The sequence below is a fragment of the Streptomyces sp. NPDC001513 genome (assembly GCF_042894695.1).
In the GTDB taxonomy this organism is placed as follows: Bacteria; Actinomycetota; Actinomycetes; order Streptomycetales; family Streptomycetaceae; genus Streptomyces.
This window is the reverse complement of record NZ_JBIAVU010000005.1, coordinates 130,647-150,528: the sequence shown is the minus strand read 5'-3', so window position 1 is coordinate 150,528 and position 19,882 is coordinate 130,647. Positions and strand designations below refer to the sequence as shown.

General features: G+C 73.2%; 19 protein-coding genes. 10 read left to right on the top strand and 9 right to left on the bottom strand.

The window, feature by feature from the left end; genetic code table 11:
• Positions 1–84 precede the first annotated feature (84 nt).
• Positions 85–714: a DUF4291 domain-containing protein gene (locus ACFYZ4_RS12670; protein WP_390783885.1), complete on the top strand. Its 630-nt coding sequence runs from the start codon at positions 85–87 to the stop codon at positions 712–714.
• Here the strand turns inward: ACFYZ4_RS12670 and ACFYZ4_RS12665 are convergent.
• The gene (locus tag ACFYZ4_RS12665) at positions 701–1,249 is read right to left on the bottom strand and encodes a DoxX family protein (RefSeq protein ID WP_384352719.1); all 549 of its coding nucleotides are present in this window, start codon (positions 1,247–1,249) and stop codon (positions 701–703) included. The two genes, ACFYZ4_RS12670 and ACFYZ4_RS12665, sit on opposite strands and share 14 nt — an antisense overlap.
• A 710-nt stretch (positions 1,250–1,959) precedes the next feature.
• On the opposite strand from ACFYZ4_RS12665, the gene ACFYZ4_RS12660 reads away from it, so the two are divergent.
• Complete coding sequence (locus ACFYZ4_RS12660; RefSeq protein ID WP_351595492.1) at positions 1,960–3,603, top strand: DNA repair helicase XPB; 1,644 nt, start codon at positions 1,960–1,962, stop codon at positions 3,601–3,603.
• On the opposite strand, the gene ACFYZ4_RS12655 is transcribed toward ACFYZ4_RS12660, so the two are convergent.
• Together ACFYZ4_RS12655 and ACFYZ4_RS12650 are read right to left on the bottom strand one after the other, a co-directional pair.
• Entirely contained in the window at positions 3,569–4,354 is a 786-nt protein-coding gene (locus ACFYZ4_RS12655) for a glycosyltransferase family 87 protein (protein WP_390783884.1), read from the bottom strand. The two genes, ACFYZ4_RS12660 and ACFYZ4_RS12655, sit on opposite strands and share 35 nt — an antisense overlap.
• 47 nt (positions 4,355–4,401) lie before the next feature.
• Positions 4,402–4,587 carry a hypothetical protein gene (locus ACFYZ4_RS12650; RefSeq protein ID WP_351296420.1) on the bottom strand — a complete coding sequence of 62 codons (186 nt, stop codon included), beginning with the start codon at positions 4,585–4,587 and terminating at the stop codon, positions 4,402–4,404.
• 298 nt (positions 4,588–4,885) lie between these two features.
• Between ACFYZ4_RS12650 and ACFYZ4_RS12645 the strand changes: the two genes are divergently transcribed.
• Positions 4,886–6,946, top strand: a complete 2,061-nt coding sequence (locus tag ACFYZ4_RS12645) for a HelD family protein (RefSeq protein WP_390783883.1) — start codon at positions 4,886–4,888, stop codon at positions 6,944–6,946.
• A 22-nt stretch (positions 6,947–6,968) separates the two neighbouring features.
• Here the strand turns inward: ACFYZ4_RS12645 and ACFYZ4_RS12640 are convergent, their stop codons facing one another.
• Both ACFYZ4_RS12640 and ACFYZ4_RS12635 read right to left on the bottom strand, forming a co-directional pair.
• Positions 6,969–7,427 carry a zinc-binding dehydrogenase gene (locus ACFYZ4_RS12640; RefSeq protein WP_390783882.1) on the bottom strand — a complete coding sequence of 153 codons (459 nt, stop codon included), beginning with the start codon at positions 7,425–7,427 and terminating at the stop codon, positions 6,969–6,971.
• Positions 7,428–7,472: 45 nt separating this feature from the next.
• Positions 7,473–8,795 (bottom strand): aldehyde dehydrogenase family protein, encoded by a 1,323-nt coding sequence (locus tag ACFYZ4_RS12635; RefSeq protein ID WP_390783881.1) that lies wholly within the window; start codon positions 8,793–8,795, stop codon positions 7,473–7,475.
• 298 nt (positions 8,796–9,093) lie between these two features.
• Here ACFYZ4_RS12635 and ACFYZ4_RS12630 point away from each other — a divergent pair, with 298 nt between their 5' ends.
• Positions 9,094–10,716 (top strand): MFS transporter, encoded by a 1,623-nt coding sequence (locus tag ACFYZ4_RS12630; protein ID WP_390783880.1) that lies wholly within the window; start codon positions 9,094–9,096, stop codon positions 10,714–10,716.
• A 74-nt stretch (positions 10,717–10,790) separates the two neighbouring features.
• On the opposite strand, the gene ACFYZ4_RS12625 is transcribed toward ACFYZ4_RS12630, so the two are convergent.
• Positions 10,791–11,477 (bottom strand): copper homeostasis protein CutC, encoded by a 687-nt coding sequence (locus tag ACFYZ4_RS12625; protein WP_390783879.1) that lies wholly within the window; start codon positions 11,475–11,477, stop codon positions 10,791–10,793.
• A 109-nt stretch (positions 11,478–11,586) separates the two neighbouring features.
• Between ACFYZ4_RS12625 and ACFYZ4_RS12620 the strand changes: the two genes are divergently transcribed.
• On the top strand, positions 11,587–12,324 hold the full coding sequence (locus ACFYZ4_RS12620) for a hypothetical protein (protein WP_390783878.1): 738 nt from the start codon (positions 11,587–11,589) through the stop codon (positions 12,322–12,324).
• Between the two features lie 54 nt (positions 12,325–12,378).
• Positions 12,379–13,590, top strand: coding sequence for a Cmx/CmrA family chloramphenicol efflux MFS transporter (locus ACFYZ4_RS12615; protein WP_351296474.1), 1,212 nt, complete (start codon positions 12,379–12,381; stop codon positions 13,588–13,590).
• An 85-nt stretch (positions 13,591–13,675) separates the two neighbouring features.
• Here the strand turns inward: ACFYZ4_RS12615 and ACFYZ4_RS12610 are convergent, their stop codons facing one another.
• The 3 genes from ACFYZ4_RS12610 to ACFYZ4_RS12600 are packed head-to-tail and all read right to left on the bottom strand — an operon-like array spanning position 13,676 to position 14,916.
• Complete coding sequence (locus ACFYZ4_RS12610) at positions 13,676–14,209, bottom strand: SMI1/KNR4 family protein (RefSeq protein ID WP_351296403.1); 534 nt, start codon at positions 14,207–14,209, stop codon at positions 13,676–13,678.
• Positions 14,210–14,255: 46 nt separating this feature from the next.
• Complete coding sequence (locus ACFYZ4_RS12605; protein WP_390783877.1) at positions 14,256–14,534, bottom strand: DUF4031 domain-containing protein; 279 nt, start codon at positions 14,532–14,534, stop codon at positions 14,256–14,258.
• A 7-nt stretch (positions 14,535–14,541) separates the two neighbouring features.
• Complete coding sequence (locus ACFYZ4_RS12600; protein WP_030718971.1) at positions 14,542–14,916, bottom strand: hypothetical protein; 375 nt, start codon at positions 14,914–14,916, stop codon at positions 14,542–14,544.
• Positions 14,917–15,016: 100 nt separating this feature from the next.
• On the opposite strand from ACFYZ4_RS12600, the gene ACFYZ4_RS12595 reads away from it, so the two are divergent.
• The 4 genes from ACFYZ4_RS12595 (at position 15,017) to ACFYZ4_RS12580 (ending at position 19,882) form a co-directional block, all read left to right on the top strand.
• Positions 15,017–15,961, top strand: a complete 945-nt coding sequence (locus ACFYZ4_RS12595; protein ID WP_390783876.1) for a MurR/RpiR family transcriptional regulator — start codon at positions 15,017–15,019, stop codon at positions 15,959–15,961.
• Between the two features lie 88 nt (positions 15,962–16,049).
• Positions 16,050–16,973, top strand: coding sequence for an N-acetylmuramic acid 6-phosphate etherase (murQ, locus tag ACFYZ4_RS12590; protein ID WP_384349583.1), 924 nt, complete (start codon positions 16,050–16,052; stop codon positions 16,971–16,973).
• A 74-nt stretch (positions 16,974–17,047) separates the two neighbouring features.
• A complete protein-coding gene (locus ACFYZ4_RS12585) occupies positions 17,048–18,568 on the top strand; it encodes a PTS transporter subunit EIIC (protein ID WP_390783875.1) in 1,521 nt (506 codons plus the stop codon).
• A gap of 72 nt (positions 18,569–18,640) precedes the next feature.
• Positions 18,641–19,882, top strand: a complete 1,242-nt coding sequence (locus ACFYZ4_RS12580) for an MFS transporter (RefSeq protein WP_390783874.1) — start codon at positions 18,641–18,643, stop codon at positions 19,880–19,882.

Below are 19,882 nucleotides of genomic sequence, written 5' to 3'. Positions count from 1 at the left end.
GGGGGAGGCGCGGCACCCGGCAACGGTGGGGCACCGCACGGAAAACAGCTGGCCGGCCGCCAGGCCATCCCGCACGCTGGGGCCATGTCAGCCCCACCCACCCCCACGCCCACACCCACCCGCCAGATCCGGGCCTCGCACACCGACACCACCCTCACCGTCTACCAGGCCTACGCCCCCCGCCTGGGGGAACCGGCCGCCCGCGACGGCCGCTTCCCGCCCGCCTGGAAGCGGGAGCGGATGACGTGGATCAAGCCCTCGTTCCTGTGGATGATGTACCGCTGCGGCTGGGCCACCAAGGTCGACCAGGAGACCGTCCTGGCCGTCGAGATCACCCGTGAGGGCTTCGACCGGGCCCTGCGCGAGGCCTGCCTCTCGCACTACGTGCCGGGCGTGCACGCGGACCGGGCCGCCTGGCAGGAGTCCCTGCGCGGGGCGCCCGCCCGGGTCCAGTGGGACCCGGAGCGCGACCTGCACCTGAACCCGCTGCCGTACCGCTCGCTCCAGCTGGGCCTGTCCGGGCCGGCCTCGCGCGCGTACGCCGACGAGTGGACGGTCTCCATCCGCGACGTGACCCCGCTGGCCCGGCGGATCCACGACCTGCTGCGGTCGGGCGAAGCCGAGGCGGCACGCGCGCTGCTCCCCGCGGAGACCCCGTACCCGGCGGGCCCGCTGGAGCACCTCGGTGCGGGAGCCGCCGTCAGTCCCGGATGAGCACGACGATGAATCCGACGACGACGCCCACCAGCAGGGCGAGCCAGGAGTAGCGGGGCCGCGACTCGCGCAGCACCGGGAGGTAGTGGTCGGCGGCGAAGCGGCCCGGCCCGGTGAGGGTGAGGGCGACGATCCCGGCGAACAGCAGCGATTCGAGTTCCACGCCCTTGGGCGGGAAGTAGGCGCTCAGGCCCCGGAGGTCGAGGATGTTGATGAAGACGCCGGTCAGGGCGGCGCCGGCGAGCGGGGTGAGCAGGCCGACGGCGAGCCCGAGGCCGCCCAGGGTCTCGGACAGGCCGGCGATGACGGCCATGGCGTCCCCGGCGGGATAGCCGGCCAGCGTGAAGCCCTTGCCTGTCGCGTTGAGGCCCGGGCCGCCGAACCAGCCGAAGAGCTTCATGGTGCCGTGGCCGGCCATGGTGAGGCCGACGACGAGCCGGAGCAGGAGGAGGCCGGTGTCGTGGGTGGCGGTGTTGACGGTGGCGGGGGCCGAGGCGGCACGGAAGAGCGCCTGGTCCCGTCGATCTTGCGTCATGAGCGTCCGTTCTTACGTCGCCTGTGAGCGACCGCCACCGTATGACGCCGGTCCGCGATGACCCGGCCGCAACGTCGCCGGCCCCCGTCGACGACCCGTTCGGCCGCAAACCCGCCACCGACCCGGCTCACGGTCGGCTGCGCCGGTTGGCTGCGCCGCTCGGGCGGGGTGCGGGGGGGGGCCGGTTGTGCCGGGGCCGGGCGCGCGCCGGGGCGTCTCCTCGGGCGCCGAACGTGACGAGAGGTCGGAGAGTGGAGGCTTGTTGTGTTCGACGCCCTGCGGGGATCACCCCGACACACACCCGACCCCGGCCCAACCGGCCCGGCTGCTACTCCAGCCCCTGCGACCCTTCGGCTCCGCCGCACCATCCAGCCCTGCCGGACCACTCCAGCCTCGCCGCACCATTTCAGCCCCTCCGGCGTTTGAGGAGCGGGGCGCGGGGCGGAGCCCCGATCTTCAGCCTCGCCGGCGTTTGAGGAGCGGGGCGCGGGGCGGAGCCCCGATCTTCAGCCTCGCCGGCGTTTGAGGCGCTGGTCCGGGCGGAGCCCGGCGGGGTCTGGGGCGGAGCCCCGGCAGCGGCGCCGCACCTGGAAGCGGCGGCACCCCGGGTCCGGGGACCGAGAACCACCCGCCCGGCCCGGCGATACGGCAGACTGGAGGTTTGGCCGCCCGCGCCCGGGCAGCCGTCTCCCCGCCGGAAAGGGACGCGCGTGAACGGACCGCTCATCGTCCAGAGCGACAAGACCCTCCTGCTCGAGGTCGACCACGAGCTCGCCGGAGCCGCGCGCCGCGCCATCGCTCCGTTCGCCGAGCTGGAGCGGGCGCCCGAGCACATCCACACCTACCGGATCACCCCGCTCGGCCTGTGGAACGCCCGGGCCGCCGGGCACGACGCCGAGCAGGTCGTCGACGCCCTCGTCGAGTTCTCCCGCTACCCCGTCCCGCACGCGCTGCTCGTCGACGTGGCCGAGACGATGGCGCGCTACGGCCGCCTCACCCTCTCCAAGCACCCCGTGCACGGCCTGGTCCTGACCAGCACCGACCGGCCCGTGCTGGAGGAGATCCTGCGGTCCAAGCGGATCGCCCCGCTCGTCGGCGCGCGCCTCGACGCCGACACCGTGGCCGTGCACCCCTCCGAGCGCGGGCAGATCAAGCAGACGCTGCTCAAGCTGGGCTGGCCGGCCGAGGACCTCGCCGGTTACGTCGACGGCGAGGCGCACCCGATCGAGCTGGCCGAGGACGGCTGGGCGCTGCGCCCGTACCAGCAGCAGGCCGTCGAGGGCTTCTGGCACGGCGGTTCCGGTGTGGTCGTGCTGCCCTGCGGCGCCGGCAAGACGCTGGTGGGCGCCGGGGCCATGGCGATGGCGAAGGCGACCACGCTGATCCTCGTCACGAACACCGTCTCGGCCCGCCAGTGGAAGCACGAGCTGGTCAAGCGGACCTCGCTCACGGAGGAGGAGATCGGCGAGTACTCCGGCACCCGCAAGGAGATCCGGCCCGTCACGATCGCCACGTACCAGGTCCTGACGACGAAGCGGAAGGGCGTCTACCCGCACCTGGAGCTCTTCGACTCCCGGGACTGGGGCCTGATCGTCTACGACGAGGTGCACCTGCTGCCCGCGCCGGTCTTCAAGTTCACCGCCGACCTCCAGGCCCGCCGCCGGCTCGGTCTGACGGCCACCCTCGTGCGCGAGGACGGGCGCGAGTCGGACGTCTTCTCGCTGATCGGGCCGAAGCGGTTCGACGCGCCGTGGAAGGAGATCGAGGCGCAGGGCTACATCGCGCCGGCGGACTGCGTCGAGGTCCGCGTCAATCTGACGGAGGCGGAGCGGCTCGCGTACGCGACGGCCGAGACGGAGGAGAAGTACCGCTTCTGCGCGACGACCGCGACGAAGCGGAAGGTCACCGAGGCGCTGGTGCGCAAGCACGCCGGTGAGCAGACGCTGGTCATCGGGCAGTACATCGACCAGCTCGACGAGCTCGGCGAGCACCTGGACGCCCCCGTCATCAAGGGCGAGACCTCCAACGCGCAGCGCGAGAAGCTCTTCAACGCCTTCCGCGAGGGCGAGATCAGCGTGCTGGTCGTGTCGAAGGTCGCGAACTTCTCCATCGACCTGCCGGAGGCCACGGTCGCCATCCAGGTGTCGGGCACCTTCGGCTCCCGCCAGGAGGAGGCGCAGCGCCTGGGCCGCGTCCTGCGTCCGAAGGCGGACGGCCACGAGGCCCGCTTCTACTCGGTCGTCGCGCGCGACACGATCGACCAGGACTTCGCGGCACACCGCCAGCGCTTCCTGGCCGAACAGGGGTACGCCTACCGGATCATGGACGCCGACGAGCTGTTGGCGAGCGACTGAGGGTCAGCGGACGGCCGTCCCGCCGGCCCGGGGCGGCCGGGGTACGGGCTGCCGCGATCAGCAGGGCCAGCAGGGGGACGGACCATACCCACAGGGCCGGCCAGTCCGGTACGGCGGCGGGCAGGTGCCGGGTCCAGAACGCGGCCGAGTCCTGCGGGAGGACCAGCAGCCCGAGCAGCGCGGTACCGGCGAGGGCGGCCAGCGCGGTCAGTCCGGCCCGGACGCGGCGGGTCGCCAGCAGGTAGGGGACGAACGCCGCCGGGGTGAGGGTGATCCCGGCGGCGGTGCCCAGCGCGAAGCCCTTGCCGAGCGCGGCGCCGGGCCGGCCGAGGTCCCACAGGACGAGGCAGGCGAGGGCCAGGTTGACCTGGCCGGGCAGCGGGGCCTGGAACAGCGGTCCCAGCCACAGGCCGGCGACGGTGGCGGCCAGGACGGGCCCGGGCCTGGCCGCCAGTCCCGCGAGGCGCCAGGACAGGCTGATCAGCAGGGCGAGCAGCCCGGCGTCACCCAGGACGAGGACGGCCTTCAGTACGCCGGCGGGCAGCCCGGCGGCCGGTGTGAAGAGGATCGCCGCGAACGGCGGATAGGCGGCGGACGGACGCCACTCGGCGGCACAGAACCCGTCGACGAGGGCATCGGCCACCGGAACCCGCAGCGCGACGCCGAGCACGCCCAGCACGAGCAGCGACCCCGTCACCAGCACACCGGCGAAGGGCAACGGTAAGCGGCTGTGGGCAGGGCTCCGGGTCACGCGCGTGACCCTAGTGGATCACCCAACACACCTTGCTGCGCGCCTGGTCAGCGGCGTATGACGCCCGCGTCCTCGGCGTATTCGCCGAGGACGACGACGCTCACGGCCGCCGCCGCGAAGATCTTGGCCGCCTGCAGCGCGCGGCCGAGGGGGCGGCGCGGGCGGGCGTCGGAGAGGGCAGTGGCGCCGCGCGGGCGGCCACCCTGGACCGGGGTGAAGGTTGCGGTGCTCATGTGTCCATGGTGCTTTTCCGCCCCGCGGATCACATCGCCCTCGGGGCTGAACCTCGGGCCCTGCGGCATCCTCCTCCCGGCCCATGCCGCCCCCTAGGGCCCTCCCTGAGGTATGACACTCCCCGGTATGACACCCGTACGGCGGTCCTGTGCGGGACGGACAAATTCATTCGCGCCGCCCCGCCCCGGTGGTTAGAATCTCCGCTCTTGCCGCCTCCCACCGCCTCATCGGGGAGAGCCGCCCCCCGGTTGGAAACCGGCGGGCTTCTGTTCCGCACCAGCAGCTGGAGGCAGTCCCGTGCCCGCGCACGCCCCCGAGTCAGCGTCCGACCCGCTCGCCCGCGAACGGGCCCACCTCTCCCACTCGCGCTCCGCCCTGCGCGCGATGCGCGAGGACGTCGAGGCCCTCGACATCCGCGACGTCACCGCGAACTGGGTCAACGCGATCGTCCTCCAGGCCCAGATCGACGACCGCATCAAGGCCCTCGCCGACCTCTCGCACACCCCGCTCTTCTTCGGCCGCCTCAACTACCTGCACTCCCCCGGCGCCGAGCTCGCCGAGGGGGCGGAGGGCGAGCAGTTCTACATCGGCCGCCGCCACGTCCACGACGCCGACGGCGATCCGATGGTCATCGACTGGCGCGCGCCCGTCTCCCAGCCGTTCTACCGGGCCTCCAAGAAGGACCCGCAGGACATCGCGCTGCGCCGCCGCTTCGGCTACACCGGCGGCGAACTGACCGCGTACGAGGACGAGCACCTGTCCGACCCGGCCGAGGCCGCCGCCGTCAGCAAGCTGCTCCAGCAGGAGATCGAGCGCCCGCGCGTCGGCCCCATGCGGGACATCGTCGCGACGATCCAGCCCGAGCAGGACGAGATCGTCCGCTCCGGCCTGTCCGGTTCCGTCTGCGTGCAGGGCGGCCCCGGCACCGGGAAGACCGCCGTCGGCCTGCACCGTGTCGCGTACCTCCTCTACGCGCACCGCGACCGCCTCGCCCGCACGGGCACGCTCGTCATCGGGCCGAACCGTTCCTTCCTGCACTACATCGAGCAGGTCCTCCCCGCCCTGGGCGAGCTGGAGGTCAAGCAGGCCACCGTCGACGACCTGGTCACCCGCGAGGGCCTGGAGGTACGCGGCACGGACGCCGCCGAAACCGCCGTGGTCAAGGGCGACGCCCGGATGGCGGAGGTGCTGCGCCGCGCGCTCCGCTCGCACGTCACCGCGCCGACCGAACCGCTGATGGTGGTGCGCGGTTCGCGCCGCTGGCGGGTGCCCGCGTACGAGATCGCCGAGATGGTCGAGGAGCTGCAGAAGCGCGACATCCGCTACGGCGCGGCCCGGGATGCGCTGCCGCAGCGCATCGCGCACGCGGTGCTCGTACGGATGGAGCAGGCGGGCGAGGCCCCGGACGACCGCGTGCAGGACGCGGTGGCCCGCAACGCGGCGGTGAAGGCCGCGGTGAAGGCGGTCTGGCCGCCCGTCGAGCCGGCCAAGCTGGTGCTGCGCCTCCTGTCGGACCCCGACTTCCTCGCGCTGCACGCGGCGGACGTCCTCACGGCGGACGAGCAGAAGCTCCTCCTGTGGCCGAAGCCGTTCCGGAGCGTGAAGTCGGCGAAGTGGTCGGCGGCGGACCTGGTCCTGATCGACGAGGCCACGGACCTGGTGGAACGGACGCATTCACTGGGCCACGTCGTGGTCGACGAGGCCCAGGACCTGTCGCCGATGCAGTACCGGGCGGTGGGCCGGCGCTGCACGACGGGCTCGGCGACGGTCCTCGGCGACCTCGCGCAGGGCACCACCCCGTGGGCCACGCGCAGCTGGGACGAGGCCCTGACGCACATGGGCAAGCCGCAGGCCGTGCTGGAGGAGCTGACGGCGGGCTTCCGCGTGCCGCGCGAGGTGATCGCGTACGCCTCCCGGCTGCTGCCGTCGATCTCCCCGGGCCTGGCCCCGGTCTCCTCGGTCCGCGAGACCCCGGGCTCACTGGTCGTCTCCCGGACGGATGACCTCACGTCGGACGTGGTGGCGGCCTGCCGCGCGTCGCTCGCCCACGAGGGGTCGATCGGCCTGATCGCGGCGGACGCGCGGATCCCCGCCCTGGCGCAGGCCCTGCTGGCGGCGGGCCTGCCGTACCTGTCGCCGGGCGAGGAGACCACGGCCGAGTCCCGCCTGACCCTCGTCCCCGCCTCGCTGGCGAAGGGTCTGGAGTACGACTACGTGGTCCTGGACGAGCCCGCCGCGATCGTCGACGGCGAGCCCGACGAACGCACGGGCCTCCGCCGCCTGTACGTCTGTCTCACCCGCGCCGTCTCAGGCCTCACGGCCCTCCACGCGACCCCGCTCCCCGCGGCCCTGTCCTGACCCGCGGATCGAACGCCGGCGCTCAGCTGCCCGGCAACAGCACGGGCAGCTGCGGTATGAAGAGCTGGGGCACGGCGTCGCCCTCCAGGATTCCCCTCACGTTCTTGCCCTGTGCCAGGGCGGAGGGGGGAAGGGTCAGAGGCCGTGAGGGGGCGCCGACCAAGCCGACGGTACCCGTGGGTCTCAGGACGTCGATGGCCGTGTTGATGACGCCGGGGTTCCCGGTGGTGTCCAGGGCGTACTGGGCTCCTCCCCGGGTGAGTCCGCGCAGCTTCGCCACGATGTCGTCGTCGCCGCCGTGCACCGTTGCGGTGGCGCCGAGTTCACGGGCCAGGGACATCCGGTTCTCGTGCAGGTCCACTTCCTCCACGATCCCGGCGCCTTCGTGTCCGGTGATGATGGGCGGCTGGGCCATGAACCCGGGCGTCCTCGGCAGCATGTCGGTGTGGCAGAACCCCGCTCCCACGATCCGTACCAGCACCTGGCCGGGGCCGTACGGCGATCAGTCGTGCGACCGAGCGACCCCTCAGGCCAGCGGCTTGGCGAGTACGGCCTTGCGGTGGCTGAAGGTCTCGATGGAGTGGTGGCCGTGGTAGCTGCCCATGCCGCTCTCCCCGACGCCGCCGAACGGCAGATCCAGGACCATGACGTGGGCCACGGGCAGGCCGTAGCCGAGGCCGCCGGAGGAGGTCTCGGCGGCGATGCGGTGCCGGGTGTCGTCGGACTCGGTGAACACGTACAGGGCGAGCGGCTTGTCGCGGTCGTTGACGAAGCCGATGGCCTCGTCGAGGCCGGTCACGGTGACTATCGGCAGGATGGGGCCGAAGATCTCCTCCTGCATGACCGGAGAGGCGGGGTCGACGTCGGCCAGGACGGTCGGGGCGATGAACTTGCCCGTCCGGTCACTGCCTCCTCCCGCCACCACCCGGCCGGAGCCGAGCAGGCCGGTGAGACGGTCGAAGTGCCGCTCGTTGACGATCCGTCCGTACTCCCCGGACGTCGCGGGATCGGCGCCGTAGAGAGCCTCGATGGCTCGGGTGAGGGCGGGTTCGAGGGCTGCGGCGGTCTGCGGGTCGGTCAGCACGTAGTCCGGAGCGATGCAGGTCTGCCCGGCGTTCAGGAACTTGCCGCGGGCCAGCCGTTCCGCGACCACGTCGAGATCGGTACCGCGGTCGACGAAGACCGGGGACTTGCCGCCCAGTTCCAGGGTGACGGGGGTGAGGTGTTCGGCGGCGGCCCGCATGACGATTCGGCCGACCATGCCGTTGCCGGTGTAGAAGATGTGGTCGAAACGCTCGGCCAGGAGCGTCGTGGTCTCGGGGATTCCGCCCTCGACGACGGCCACCGCTTCGGTGTCGAGGTAGGCCGGCAGCAGCCCGGCCAGCACGGCGGAAGTGGTCGGAGCCAGCTCGCTCGGTTTGGCCACGACCGCGTTCCCGGAAGCCAGCGCACCGACCATCGGAGCGAGCAGCAGCCCGGCCGGATAGTTCCACGGGGCGATGATCAGTACGACCCCCAGCGGGTCGTACTGCGTCCAGGCCGATGCATCCGGCCCCAGCATCGGCGGGACCGCCACGGCCTCGGGAGCCAGCCACGCCTGAAGGTGCTCGAGCGTGTGGTCGATCTCCCGGATCGTGAAATCGATCTCCGTGCGGTACGCCTCACCGGACGGCTTGCCGAGGTCGGCGTGCAGCGCCGCGGCCAGGTCGGCGCCGCCCTCGGTGAGCATGTCCCGCAGCCCGCGCAACTGTGCCGTGCGCCATTCAAGGGACTTGGTGCGGCCGGTACGGAAGGCGGCACGCAGCCGCGCCACGATTTCGGTCGGCGACTCGGAGCAGGAGTAATTCACGGGAAGACCTTCTGATTGGTGCGGCGCGACCCAAGCGGGTCACGCACGGGGCGGGTTCGTTCGATGTGCCCCACACTCCGACCGGGCGCTGCCCACTTTCCAGAGCCGGCCGGGACGAGGACCGTCCACTCCTGTCCACTCGCGCCCGCTGCGGGGCGGGACCGGAATGAGCACGAGCGGACATGGGTGAACGGCAGTCGCTCTCGCTTGCTCTGGAAAGTGGACGGTGGCCCGTCGGAGTCTCGGTCACGAAGCGCGGATGCGTGCTTCACAGCCGAGACGTTGGAGAAGGAAGACCATGGCAACGATCACACCGACCGGTGTGCCGGCCCACGCGAAGCCGAAGGGCGCGCCCGGGCACGGAGGCGACCACGGGCACGCGCCCATGGCGCACCGGCAGATCATGAAGGCGCTCTCGGGCCTGCTGCTGGGCCTGTTCGCCGCGCTCCTCTCCTCGACGATCGTGACCACCGCGCTGCCGGCGGTCATCAAGGACCTCGGCGGCGGCCAGTCCGCCTACACCTGGGTCGTCACGGCGGCACTGCTCTCCCTGACCGCCTCTGTCCCGATCTGGGGCAAGCTCGCCGACCTGGTGAGCAAGAAGACACTCGTCCAGATATCCCTGGTCATCTACATCGCCGGTTCCGTCATCGCCGGTCTGGCGCAGAACCCGGCCACGCTGATCGGCGCCCGTGTGGTGCAGGGCCTGGGCGCGGGCGGTCTCACCGCCCTGGCCCAGGTGATCACGGCCGCGATGATCTCCCCGCGCGAGCGCGGCCGCTACTCCGGCTACACCGGCGCCACCGTCGCCGTCGCCACCGCCGCCGGCCCGCTCCTCGGCGGCGTCATCACCGACACCGACTGGCTCGGCTGGCGCTACTGCCTCTTCGTCGGCATCCCCTTCGCGCTGATCGCACTGGCCGTCCTGCAGAAGACACTCCACCTGCCCGTCGCCAAGCGGAAGGTCAAGGTCGACTGGACCGGCGCGTTCCTCATCACCGCGGCCGCCTCGCTGCTGCTGATCTGGGTGACCTTCGCCGACGACAAGTACCAGTGGCTGTCCTGGCAGACCTACACCATGGTCGGCGGCACCGCCCTGCTCGCCCTGCTGTTCGTCCTCACCGAGACCCGGGCCGCCGAACCGGTCATCCCGCTCCGCCTGTTCCGCAACCGCACCATCACCCTCGCCTCGCTCGCCTCGCTGTTCGTCGGCGTCGGCATGTTCTGCGGCACGGTCTTCTTCTCCCAGTACTTCCAGCTCGCCCGCAACGAGTCACCGACCATGTCGGGCGTCATGACCATCCCGATGATCGCCGGTACGTTCGTATCCTCCACGCTCTCCGGCCGGTTCATCACCGCCACCGGACGCTGGAAGGGCTGGCTGGTCTCCGGCGGCCTCTTCCTCACCGCGGGCCTGACCCTGCTCGGCCTGATGCGCTACGACACCCCCTACTGGGAACTGGCCATCTACATGGCGTTCCTGGGGATCGGCGTCGGCATGATGATGCAGAACCTCGTCCTGGCCGCCCAGAACCAGGTCAGCCCCGCCGACCTCGGCGCCGCCTCCTCCGTGATCACCTTCTTCCGCTCCCTCGGCGGCGCGGTCGGCGTCGGCGTCCTCGGCTCCCTGATGGCCGGCCGCATCGCCCACTACGCCGCCGACACCATCGGCGACCTGGCCCCCAAGGCACGGGCCGCAGCCGCCCAGGCGACCGGCAGCGGCTCACTGCCCGACATGCACCTGCTCCCCGCCCCGGTCCGCACCTGGCTGGAGAGTGCCTACGGCCACGGCATCGCCGACGTCTTCCTCTACGCCGCCCCCACCGCACTCCTCGCCTTCCTGCTCTGCCTCTTCATCGAGGAGGCCCCGCTGCAGACGTCCGTCGGACCGGCCCAGCCCGCCGAGAAGCAGGCCGGGTAACCCACGCCACCCGTCATGTTGCAGACGGGTGCACGCCCGGACCCCGGGCGGAGCCCCGGTCGTCGGGCCGCGGGTCAGGTCAGGGCTGAGCGCCAGGCGGCCACGGCTTCGGCCGAGACCGGGCGGCCCCACCCGGAGGGGCGGGCCGCGCCGCCGATGTGGAAGGCGTCGATGCCCGCCGAGCGCAGCACCGGCAGGTGGGACAGGGTCAGCCCGCCCCCCACCAGCATCCGCGCCCCGTACCCCGGCTCCCCCCGCCGCGCCGCCTCGGCGACCAGTACCGGCAGCCCCTCCTCGACCCCGGCCGCCGAGCCGGCCGTCAGGTACGTGTCCAGCCCGGGGAGGTCGGCCAGCGTCTTGCGCAGCTGGTCGCGGTCCGCCGCGCGGTCGATCGCCCGGTGGAAGGTCCAGCGGCAGCCGTCCAGCTCCGCGACGACCGCCTCGACGGCGGCCAGGTCGGGGGTGCCGTCCGGGTTCAGGAAGCCGAGGACGAACTCCTGCGCGCCCTCCGCCCGCAGCTCCCGCGCCGCGCTGACCAGGACGGAGACGTCCCCGGCCGCGAAGCCGTCCGTCTTGCGGAGCATCACGCGCAGCGGGATGTCGACCGCCGCCCTGATCGCCGCGAAGGTCTCGCGCGCCGGGGTGAGCCCGTCGGCGGCCATGTCGGTGACCAGTTCGAGTCGGTCCGCCCCACCGGCCTGGGCCGCGATCGCGTCCTCCGCGTCGAGGGCGATCACCTCCAGGAGCGCACGGTTGCTCATTCTTTGCCGTCCTTCATCCGGTATGAAAAATAGGTCTAGTCCAATATCCAGGGTACGGGCCTCCACCCGCGCTCCACCAGCACAATCACGCCACCCCCACAATGTGCGCATGGACACAGGCACCCAGCACCCCGACACCGGCCCCGGCACCGGTCCCGACGCCGGTCCCGACGCCGGTCCCGACACCACGGCCCTCCGGGCCCGTTGGCAGGCCACCGTCACCGCCGCCGGCGCCGCCGCCGACCGCGATCCCGCCCCCTACGCCGAGCGCCTGCTCGCCGCCTGGGCGGAGCCGCAGCGCCGCTACCACACCACCGCGCACCTGGCCGACGTACTCGCGCGGATCGACGTACTGGCTCCGCACGCCGCCGATCTCGCCGCCGTGCAGCTCGCCGCCTGGTTCCACGACGCCGTCTACCGGCCCGACCGCTCCGAGAACGAGGAGCGCAGCGCCGCCCTGGCCGAGCGCGCCCTCCCCGAGCTCGGCATGGGCGCCGCCCGCACCGCCGAGGTGGCCCGGCTGGTCCGGCTCACCGTCACCCACGACCCGGCCCCCGGCGACACCGACGGCGAGGCGCTCTGCGACGCCGACCTGGCCGTCCTGGCCGGCGCCCCGGAGGCCTACGCCGCGTACGTGGCCGCCGTGCGCGCCGAGTACGGGTTCGTCCCGGACGAGGCCTTCCGCACCGGCCGCGCCGCCGTGCTGCGCCAGCTCCTCGACCTGCCCCGCCTCTTCCGCACGCCCTACGGCGCCGCGCACTGGGAGGCCCCGGCCCGCGCCAACCTCGCCGCCGAGCTCGCCGCCCTGGAGGCTCCCGGCGCACCTGACGCCTCAGGGGGAATTTGATCGCGTTCACGCTGGTTGGTGACAGTCATGCCCGCAGATGCCCTACGCCCCCGCATGCCCGTCGCCGTCTACATCCTCGGACTGTCCGTCTTCGCGCTCGGCACCAGCGAATTCATGCTCTCCGGGCTGCTGCCGCCCATCGCGGAGGACATGGGCGTCACCATCCCGCAGGCGGGCCTGCTCATATCCGCCTTCGCCATCGGCATGGTCGTCGGCGCGCCGCTGCTGGCCGTGGCCACCCTGCGGCTGCCGCGCCGCACCACCCTGATCACCCTCATCAGCCTCTTCGGCCTCGGGCAGGTCGCGGGCGCGCTGGCCCCCACGTACGAGCTCCTCTTCGCCTCCCGCGTGGTCTCGGCGTTCGCCTGCGCCGGCTTCTGGGCCGTGGGCGCGGCCGTCGCCATCGCCATGGTCGACCGCGACCAGCGGGCCCGCGCGATGGCCGTCATGATCGGCGGGCTGTCGATCGCCAACGTCCTCGGCGTCCCCGCCGGCGCCTTCCTCGGGGAGCACCTGGGCTGGCGCGCCGCGTTCTGGTCGGTCGGCGCGGCCTCCGCCATCGCCCTCGTCGGCATCCTGGCGCTGATCCCGAAGATCCCGCTGCCCGCCGAGAAGCCCTCGCTCGGGCGCGAGCTGCGCATCTACCGCGACCGCCAGGTGTGGCTCTCCATCGCCGTCACGGCTCTGGCCGCGGGCGGCGTCTTCTGCGCCTTCAGCTACCTGTCACCGCTGCTCACGGACGTGGCCGGGCTGGACTCCCGGTGGGTCCCGTGGATCCTCGCGCTCTTCGGCATCGGCGCGCTGGCCGGCACCACCGTCGGCGGGCGGATCGCCGACGCGCACCTGTTCGGCGTGATGATCTGGGGCATCACCGCCTCGACCGTCTTCCTCGGCGCGCTCGCCCTGCTGGCCTCGTTCCAGGTCGCGGTGGTCGCCCTCGCCTTCCTGATCGGCTTCTCGGCCTTCTTCACCGCGCCGGCGCTCAACGCCCGCATGTTCAACGTGGCCGGCGCCGCCCCGACCCTGGCCGGCGCCACCACGACGGCCGCCTTCAACCTCGGCAACACCGGCGGCCCCTGGCTCGGCGGCACCGTCATCGACGCGGGCCTCGGCTTCGCCGCCACCGCCTGGGCCGGCGGCGCGATGACGGTCACCGCGATCGCCCTCGCCGTGGCCGCCCTCCGCCTGGACCGCCGCCGGAGCGCCCCGACCCGCGTCGTGGCCTCCTCGACCCCGGCCCTGGCGGGCGCGCCCGAGAGGGTCTGAAGGCCCGGAGGCCCGCCGCCCCACAGGTCTAGGACCCGCCCGGCTCCAGGAGGCCCGGGCCGCGAGTGCGGCGGCGCGGGGGGGCTCAGCGGCAGAGCTCGAAGAGGTCGTCCTCGAAGGTGTCGAACTCCGCCTGCGCCTCGGTGATGATCTCCCGGGCGGGCCGGCGCGGCGTGGTCGCGTGCCGCTCTGCGATCGCCGCCAGGGCCGCGTCGGGGCGCGCCTCGCGCTCCCCGTCCAGGGCGGCCTCACGCGGCCCGAAGCCGTCGGCCAGCACCCACAGCAGGTCGGACAGGTTCCCGGCGGCCAGGCCGACCTCGCCCTCCGAGTCCATGAACACCACGGGCTGCTCGGCGAGCGGCCGCCCCCGACGCGCGTACCAGACCGCGGCGAGGCCGCCGGCGCCGTCCTGGCCGAAGATCCGCAGGCCGTCGGCGTCGAGCTCGTGGTTCCCCGTCCAGTGGCGCAGCCAGTCGGTGGTGTCCTCGGCGGACCGGAAGGCGTCGTACGGGTCGAAGTCGACGCCCTCGCCCTCGTCGCCGTACTCGAACTCGATCCGGGACACCTCGGTCAGGGCAAGCGGGAAGCGGCGATCGTCGTCGCCGGTCGTACTGAACATTCCCGCAGGCTAACGCCCGCCACTGACAGCCCCGCCAAGGGTTCGGCTACGGCTGCGGCTGGGCCGGGCGGCCCTTCGGGCGGCGCAGGCCGGCCTCGGTGAGCCGGCGGACGAGTTCCTTGCTGCCGATCTCCACGGCGCCCGCGCCGACCGCGTCCGCGTACCGGTACGAGGGCACGTCGTAGTGGTCCCGCTCGAAGGCCCGCGGCGGACAGCCGATGCCGGCCGCGAAGGAGTGCAGCTCCTCGTACGAGACGTCGCTGACCAGGTGGGACCACATGCGGCCGTGGCCCGGCCAGGTCGGCGGGTCGATGTAGACGGTCACGGGCGGCTCACCGGAGACCGAAGACCGGGCCCAGGCCTCCGACCGCGGCCACTTTCACGCCCGCCTCCGAGCACACCCAGTGCGGGTCGGGTCCCAGTTCCGGCTCCACGTCCAGCGCGTGCGGATCGCCGTGCGTACAGACCGGGCACAGCGGCCAGCGGCCGTACTTCTCCAGCAGCGCGTCCTGCACGTCCTGGGCGACGAGTCCGGGGAGGTAGTCGACGCCCTCCGGCCACTGTTCCACCCACCACCGGCGGTGCGTGACCGAGTCCTCGACGAGGGAGACGACATCGGCGTCGGCGACCTCGCCGGCGGCGAGGTCGGCGAGAACAAGTGCACGGGCGACGTGCAGCGCCTGTTCCAAGGGGGTCGCGTGGTCCATGGGCCCATTGTGGACCTGAGCGGGCCCGGTGAAGAAGGCCCTCTTCTCGGGGGCCGTATGGCGTATTGACGCCCACCACCCCCGAAAATAGGTTTCAGGTGTGAGCGAAAACACGAAAGAAACTTTCAACCGCCGTACGGAAACGAAACCGGAGACGCGGACGGAGACGCAGACCGCGCCCGCCCCGGCGCCCTCCGCCCTCCGGGCCCGGGTCCGGAGCCTCGCTCCGTCCATGACGCGCTCCGTGCAGGCCGTCGCCGAGGCTGTCGCCTCCGATCCGGCCGGATGCGCGCGGCTCACCGTCTCCGGCCTCGCCGCGCACACCGGCACCAGCGAGGCCACCGTCGTCCGCGCCGCCCGCCTCCTCGGCTACCCCGGCTACCGCGACCTGCGCCTCGCGCTCGCCGCCCTCGCCGCCCAGCAGGAGTCCGGCGCCGCCCCCGCCGTCACCGTCGACATAGCCGTCGATGACCCGCTCGCCGACGTCGTCGCCAAGCTGGCCCACGAGGAGGCGCAGACCCTCACCGACACCGCCGCCGGACTCGACCTGACCCAGCTGGCCGCCGCCGTCACCGCCCTCGCCACCGCCCGCCGCATCGACGTCTACGGCGTCGGCGCCTCCGCCCTCGTCGGCCAGGACCTCGCCCAGAAGCTGCTGCGCATCGGCCTCGTCGCGCACGCCCACGGCGACCCCCACCTGGCCGTCACCGGCGCCGTCCAGCTGGGCCCCGGCGACGTCGCCGTCGCGATCACCCACTCCGGCTCCACCGGCGACGTGATCGAGCCGCTCCGCGTCGCCTTCGAGCGCGGCGCCACCACCCTCGCCCTCACGGGCCGCCCGAACGCCCCCGTCGCCCACTACGCCGACCTCGTCCTGGCCACCTCCGCCGCCCGCGAGACCCAGCTGCGCCCGGCCGCCATGTCCAGCCGGACCAGCCAGCTGCTCGTCGTCGACTGCCTCTTCGTCGGGGTCGCCCAGCGCACGTACGAAACCGCCGCCCCCGCCCTGACCGCCTCCTACGAAGCCCTGTCCCACCGCCACTGACCATCCAGGAGCGGGGTCCGGGGCGGAGCCCCGATCGTGAAGCTCAGCCCGACCACCGCCCGCCACCAGCCAAGGAGCCCGCCCCCAGATGACGGCACACACAGACCTCCGCGCCCAGCTGGACACCCTCACCACCGAGGCCTTCCGCCAGGACCTCGCCGAGATCGACCGGCTCTCCACCCTCGACATCGCCCGCACCATGAACGCCGAGGACGCCACCGTCCCGGCCGCCGTCGCCGCCCAGCTCCCGCACATCGCCGCCGCGATCGACGCGATCGCCGTACGCATGGCCCGCGGCGGCCGCCTCGTCTACGCGGGCGCCGGCACGGCCGGCCGGATGGGCGTCCTGGACGCCAGCGAGTGCCCGCCCACCTTCAACACCGACCCCGCCGACGTCGTCGGCCTCATCGCCGGCGGCCCCTCCGCCATGGTCAAGTCCGTCGAAGGCGCCGAGGACTCGCCGGAGCTGGCCGCCGCGGACCTCACCGCGCTGGGGATCGGCCCGGACGACACGGTCGTCGGCATCTCCGCCTCCGGCCGCACCCCGTACGCGATCGGCGCCGTCGCCTTCGCCCGTACGCGCGGCGCGCTCACCGTCGGGCTCTCCTGCAACGCCGGCTCCGCCCTCGCCGCGGCCGCCGAGCACGGCATCGAGGTCGTCGTCGGCCCCGAACTCCTCACCGGCTCCACCCGCCTGAAGGCCGGTACGGCCCAGAAGCTGGTCCTCAACCTCATCTCGACGATCACCATGATCCGCCTGGGCAAGACCTACGGGAACCTGATGGTCGACATGCGCTCCTCCAACGAGAAGCTGCGCGCCCGCGCCCGCCGCATCGTGGCGCTGGCCACCGGCGCGCCCGACGCCGAGATCGAGGCCGCGCTCACCGCCACCGGCGGCGAGGTCAAGAACGCCGTGCTGGTCATCCTCGGCGGCGTCGACGGCCCGAAGGCCGCCGAACTGCTCGCCGCCTCGCACGGCCACCTCCGCGCGGCCCTCACCGAAGCCCGCTGACACCGCCGACACCACCGACACCGCCGCCCGAAGCCCGCATCCCCGTCCACCACCCGACGCAAGGCGACCACCACATGTCCACTGACAAGAACCGCGCCACAGCCGCCGCGATCCTTCCTCTGGTCGGCGGCCCGGACAACGTCACCTCCATCGCGCACTGCATGACCCGGCTGCGCATCACGCTGCGCGACCGTTCCCTGGTCCAGGACGAGGCCCTGCGGGCCCTCCCCGCCGTCCTCGGCGTGGTCGAGGACGACACATACCAAATCGTGCTGGGCCCGGGCACCGTCGCCCGCGTCACCCCGGAGTTCGAGGCACTGGTCGAGGAGGCCCGCGCGGCGACCCCGGTCACCCCGGCCACCCCGGTCACCGCCACCGGACCCACCGCACCCACCCCCCACGCCATCACCGCGGAGGACCTACAGGCCCAGGGCACGGCGCTGAAGGAGGCCCAGAAGGCCCGCAACGCCACCCCGTTCAAGCTGCTCCTGCGCCGGATCGCGAACATCTTCGTCCCGCTCATCCCGGCACTGATCGGCTGCGGCATCATCGCGGGCCTGAACGGCCTGCTGACGAACCTGGGCTGGCTGCCCGCCGTCGTCCCGGCGCTCGCCGCCATCGCCTCCGGCTTCATGTCGCTGATCGCCGTGTTCGTCGGCTACAACACCGCCAAGGAGTTCGGCGGCACGCCGATCCTGGGCGGCGCGGTCGCCGCGATCATCGTCTTCCCGGGCGTCGCCAAGATCGACGCCTTCGGCCAGCAGCTCTCCCCCGGCCAGGGCGGCGTCCTCGGCGCGCTCGCCGCTGCCCTGCTCGCCGTGTACGTCGAGAAGTGGTGCCGCACCTGGGTCCCCGAGGCCCTGGACGTCCTGGTCACCCCGACCCTCACGGTCCTGATCTCTGGCCTGGTCACCCTGTTCGGCCTGATGTTCCTCGCCGGTGAGGCCTCGGCGGCCATCGGCACCTTCGCCGACCGGCTGCTCGCGACCGGCGGCGCCTTCGCGGGCCTGGTCCTCGGCGGCCTCTTCCTGCCCCTCGTGATGCTGGGCCTGCACCAGGCCCTGATCCCCATCCACACCACGCTCATCGAACAGTCCGGTTACACCGTCCTGCTGCCCATCCTCGCCATGGCGGGCGCGGGCCAGGTCGGCGCGGCCATCGCCGTCTACTACCGGCTCCCGCGCAACGGTTCGCTGCGCACCACCATCAAGTCCGCCCTCCCGGCCGGCTTCCTGGGCGTGGGCGAGCCGCTCATCTACGGCGTCTCCCTCCCCCTCGGCCGCCCCTTCGTCACCGCCTGCGTCGGCGGCGCGGCCGGCGGCGCCTTCGTCGGCCTGTTCAACCAGCTCGGTGTTGCCTTCGGCTCCACCGCCATCGGCCCTTCGGGCTGGGCCCTCTTCCCCCTGCTGGACGGCAAGTCGAGCGTCGGCGTCACCCTCGCCATCTACGCGGGCGGCCTCGCCGTCGGCTACCTGGTCGGCTTCGCCGCCACCTACTTCTTCGGCTTCACCCGCCAGATGCTGACCGACCTCAACACCGACCCGGACACGACCGCCGCGGCCGCCGAGCCCTCCAGGGAACCGGCCCTGACCTGACGCCCGCCCCTGCTGTGAGCACGCCGCGCGAGCTTGCCCTCCAGTTGGTCGAGGGCCCTAGCGTCGGCGGCCATGACCTCCCTGGACCTCGACACCGCCCGGCAGGGCACGGCGCGCCCGGCCCTTCCCCGCCCGTACCTCGTCTGGCTCGCCGGCACCCGCGCCTCGCTGCTCGGTGACGCCGTCCTGTACTTCGCCCTGGGCTGGGCGGCCAGTGCGCACGGCGGCGGGACGGGTGCGCTGGTCCTGACCGCCATCACCCTTCCGCGGACCCTGCTGCTGTTGGTGGGCGGCGCCGTCGGCGACCGGTTCGGCGCGCGCAGGGTGATGATCGTCGGGGACGCCGTGATGCTCACGGCCACGCTCGCGCTGGCCCTCGCGGGCTCGGGCACCGACCCCTCGCCCTGGCTCCTCGTCACGGTCGCGGCCGTGGTCGGCACGGTCGACGCGTTCTACCTGCCCGCCGCCGGGTCCATGCCCCGCAGCCTGGTGGGCGAGGCGCAGCTCCCCCGGGCGTTGGCCGTGCAGCAGGCGGCCGGACAGGTCGCCTCGTTGCTCGGGGCTCCGCTGGGCGCCGTACTCGTCGCAGCCGCCGGCCTGACGGGCGCGGTGCTCGCCGACGCGGGCACCTTCGCGATCGTCCTCGTCGTACTCGTCCTCGTCCGGCCGGCCTTCGAGGTCGAACGGTCCCCTCGTACGGAGGGCCTCCTGGCGGGGGCGGCGGACGGGGTGCGGGTCGCCGTGGCGGATCCGGTCCTGCGGTCCGCGCTGCTGCTGACGGCCGCCGCCGCCTGCTTCCTCCTGCCGGTGGTGTCCCTGCTGAACCCGCTCCTGGCCCGGGAGCACGGCTGGAGCGCCGGCGCCGCCGGCCTGATCGCCGGCGGCCAGAGCCTGGGGGTGGTCGCCGTGGCGCTGGTGGTCTCGCGGCGGGGCACCCTGCGCCGGATCGGCCGGGGTGCGGCGCTGGGGCTGTGCGTCGCGGCGCCGGGCATCGCCGCGGTGGCGCTGGCCGGGAAGGCCGGCGTGGCCCTTGCCGTGGCCGGGGGAATCGTCACGGGTGCGGGTTCCGGGCTGTTCGCCTGCCACATCGGTCCGCTGGTGCTGACCGGCTCCCCGGGCACCCACCTGGCCAGGATGCAGGCGTCACTGACGCTCGTTCAGAGCCTGGCGCTGGTGGTGGGCAACAACGCCCTCGGCGCACTCGCCGACGCCCACGGGGCCACGGCCGCCACGGCGCTCTGCGCGACCGGCACCTGCGCCGCAGGCCTCACGGGCTTCGCCCTGAAACCACTACGCCGCCTGCGCCGGCCCTGA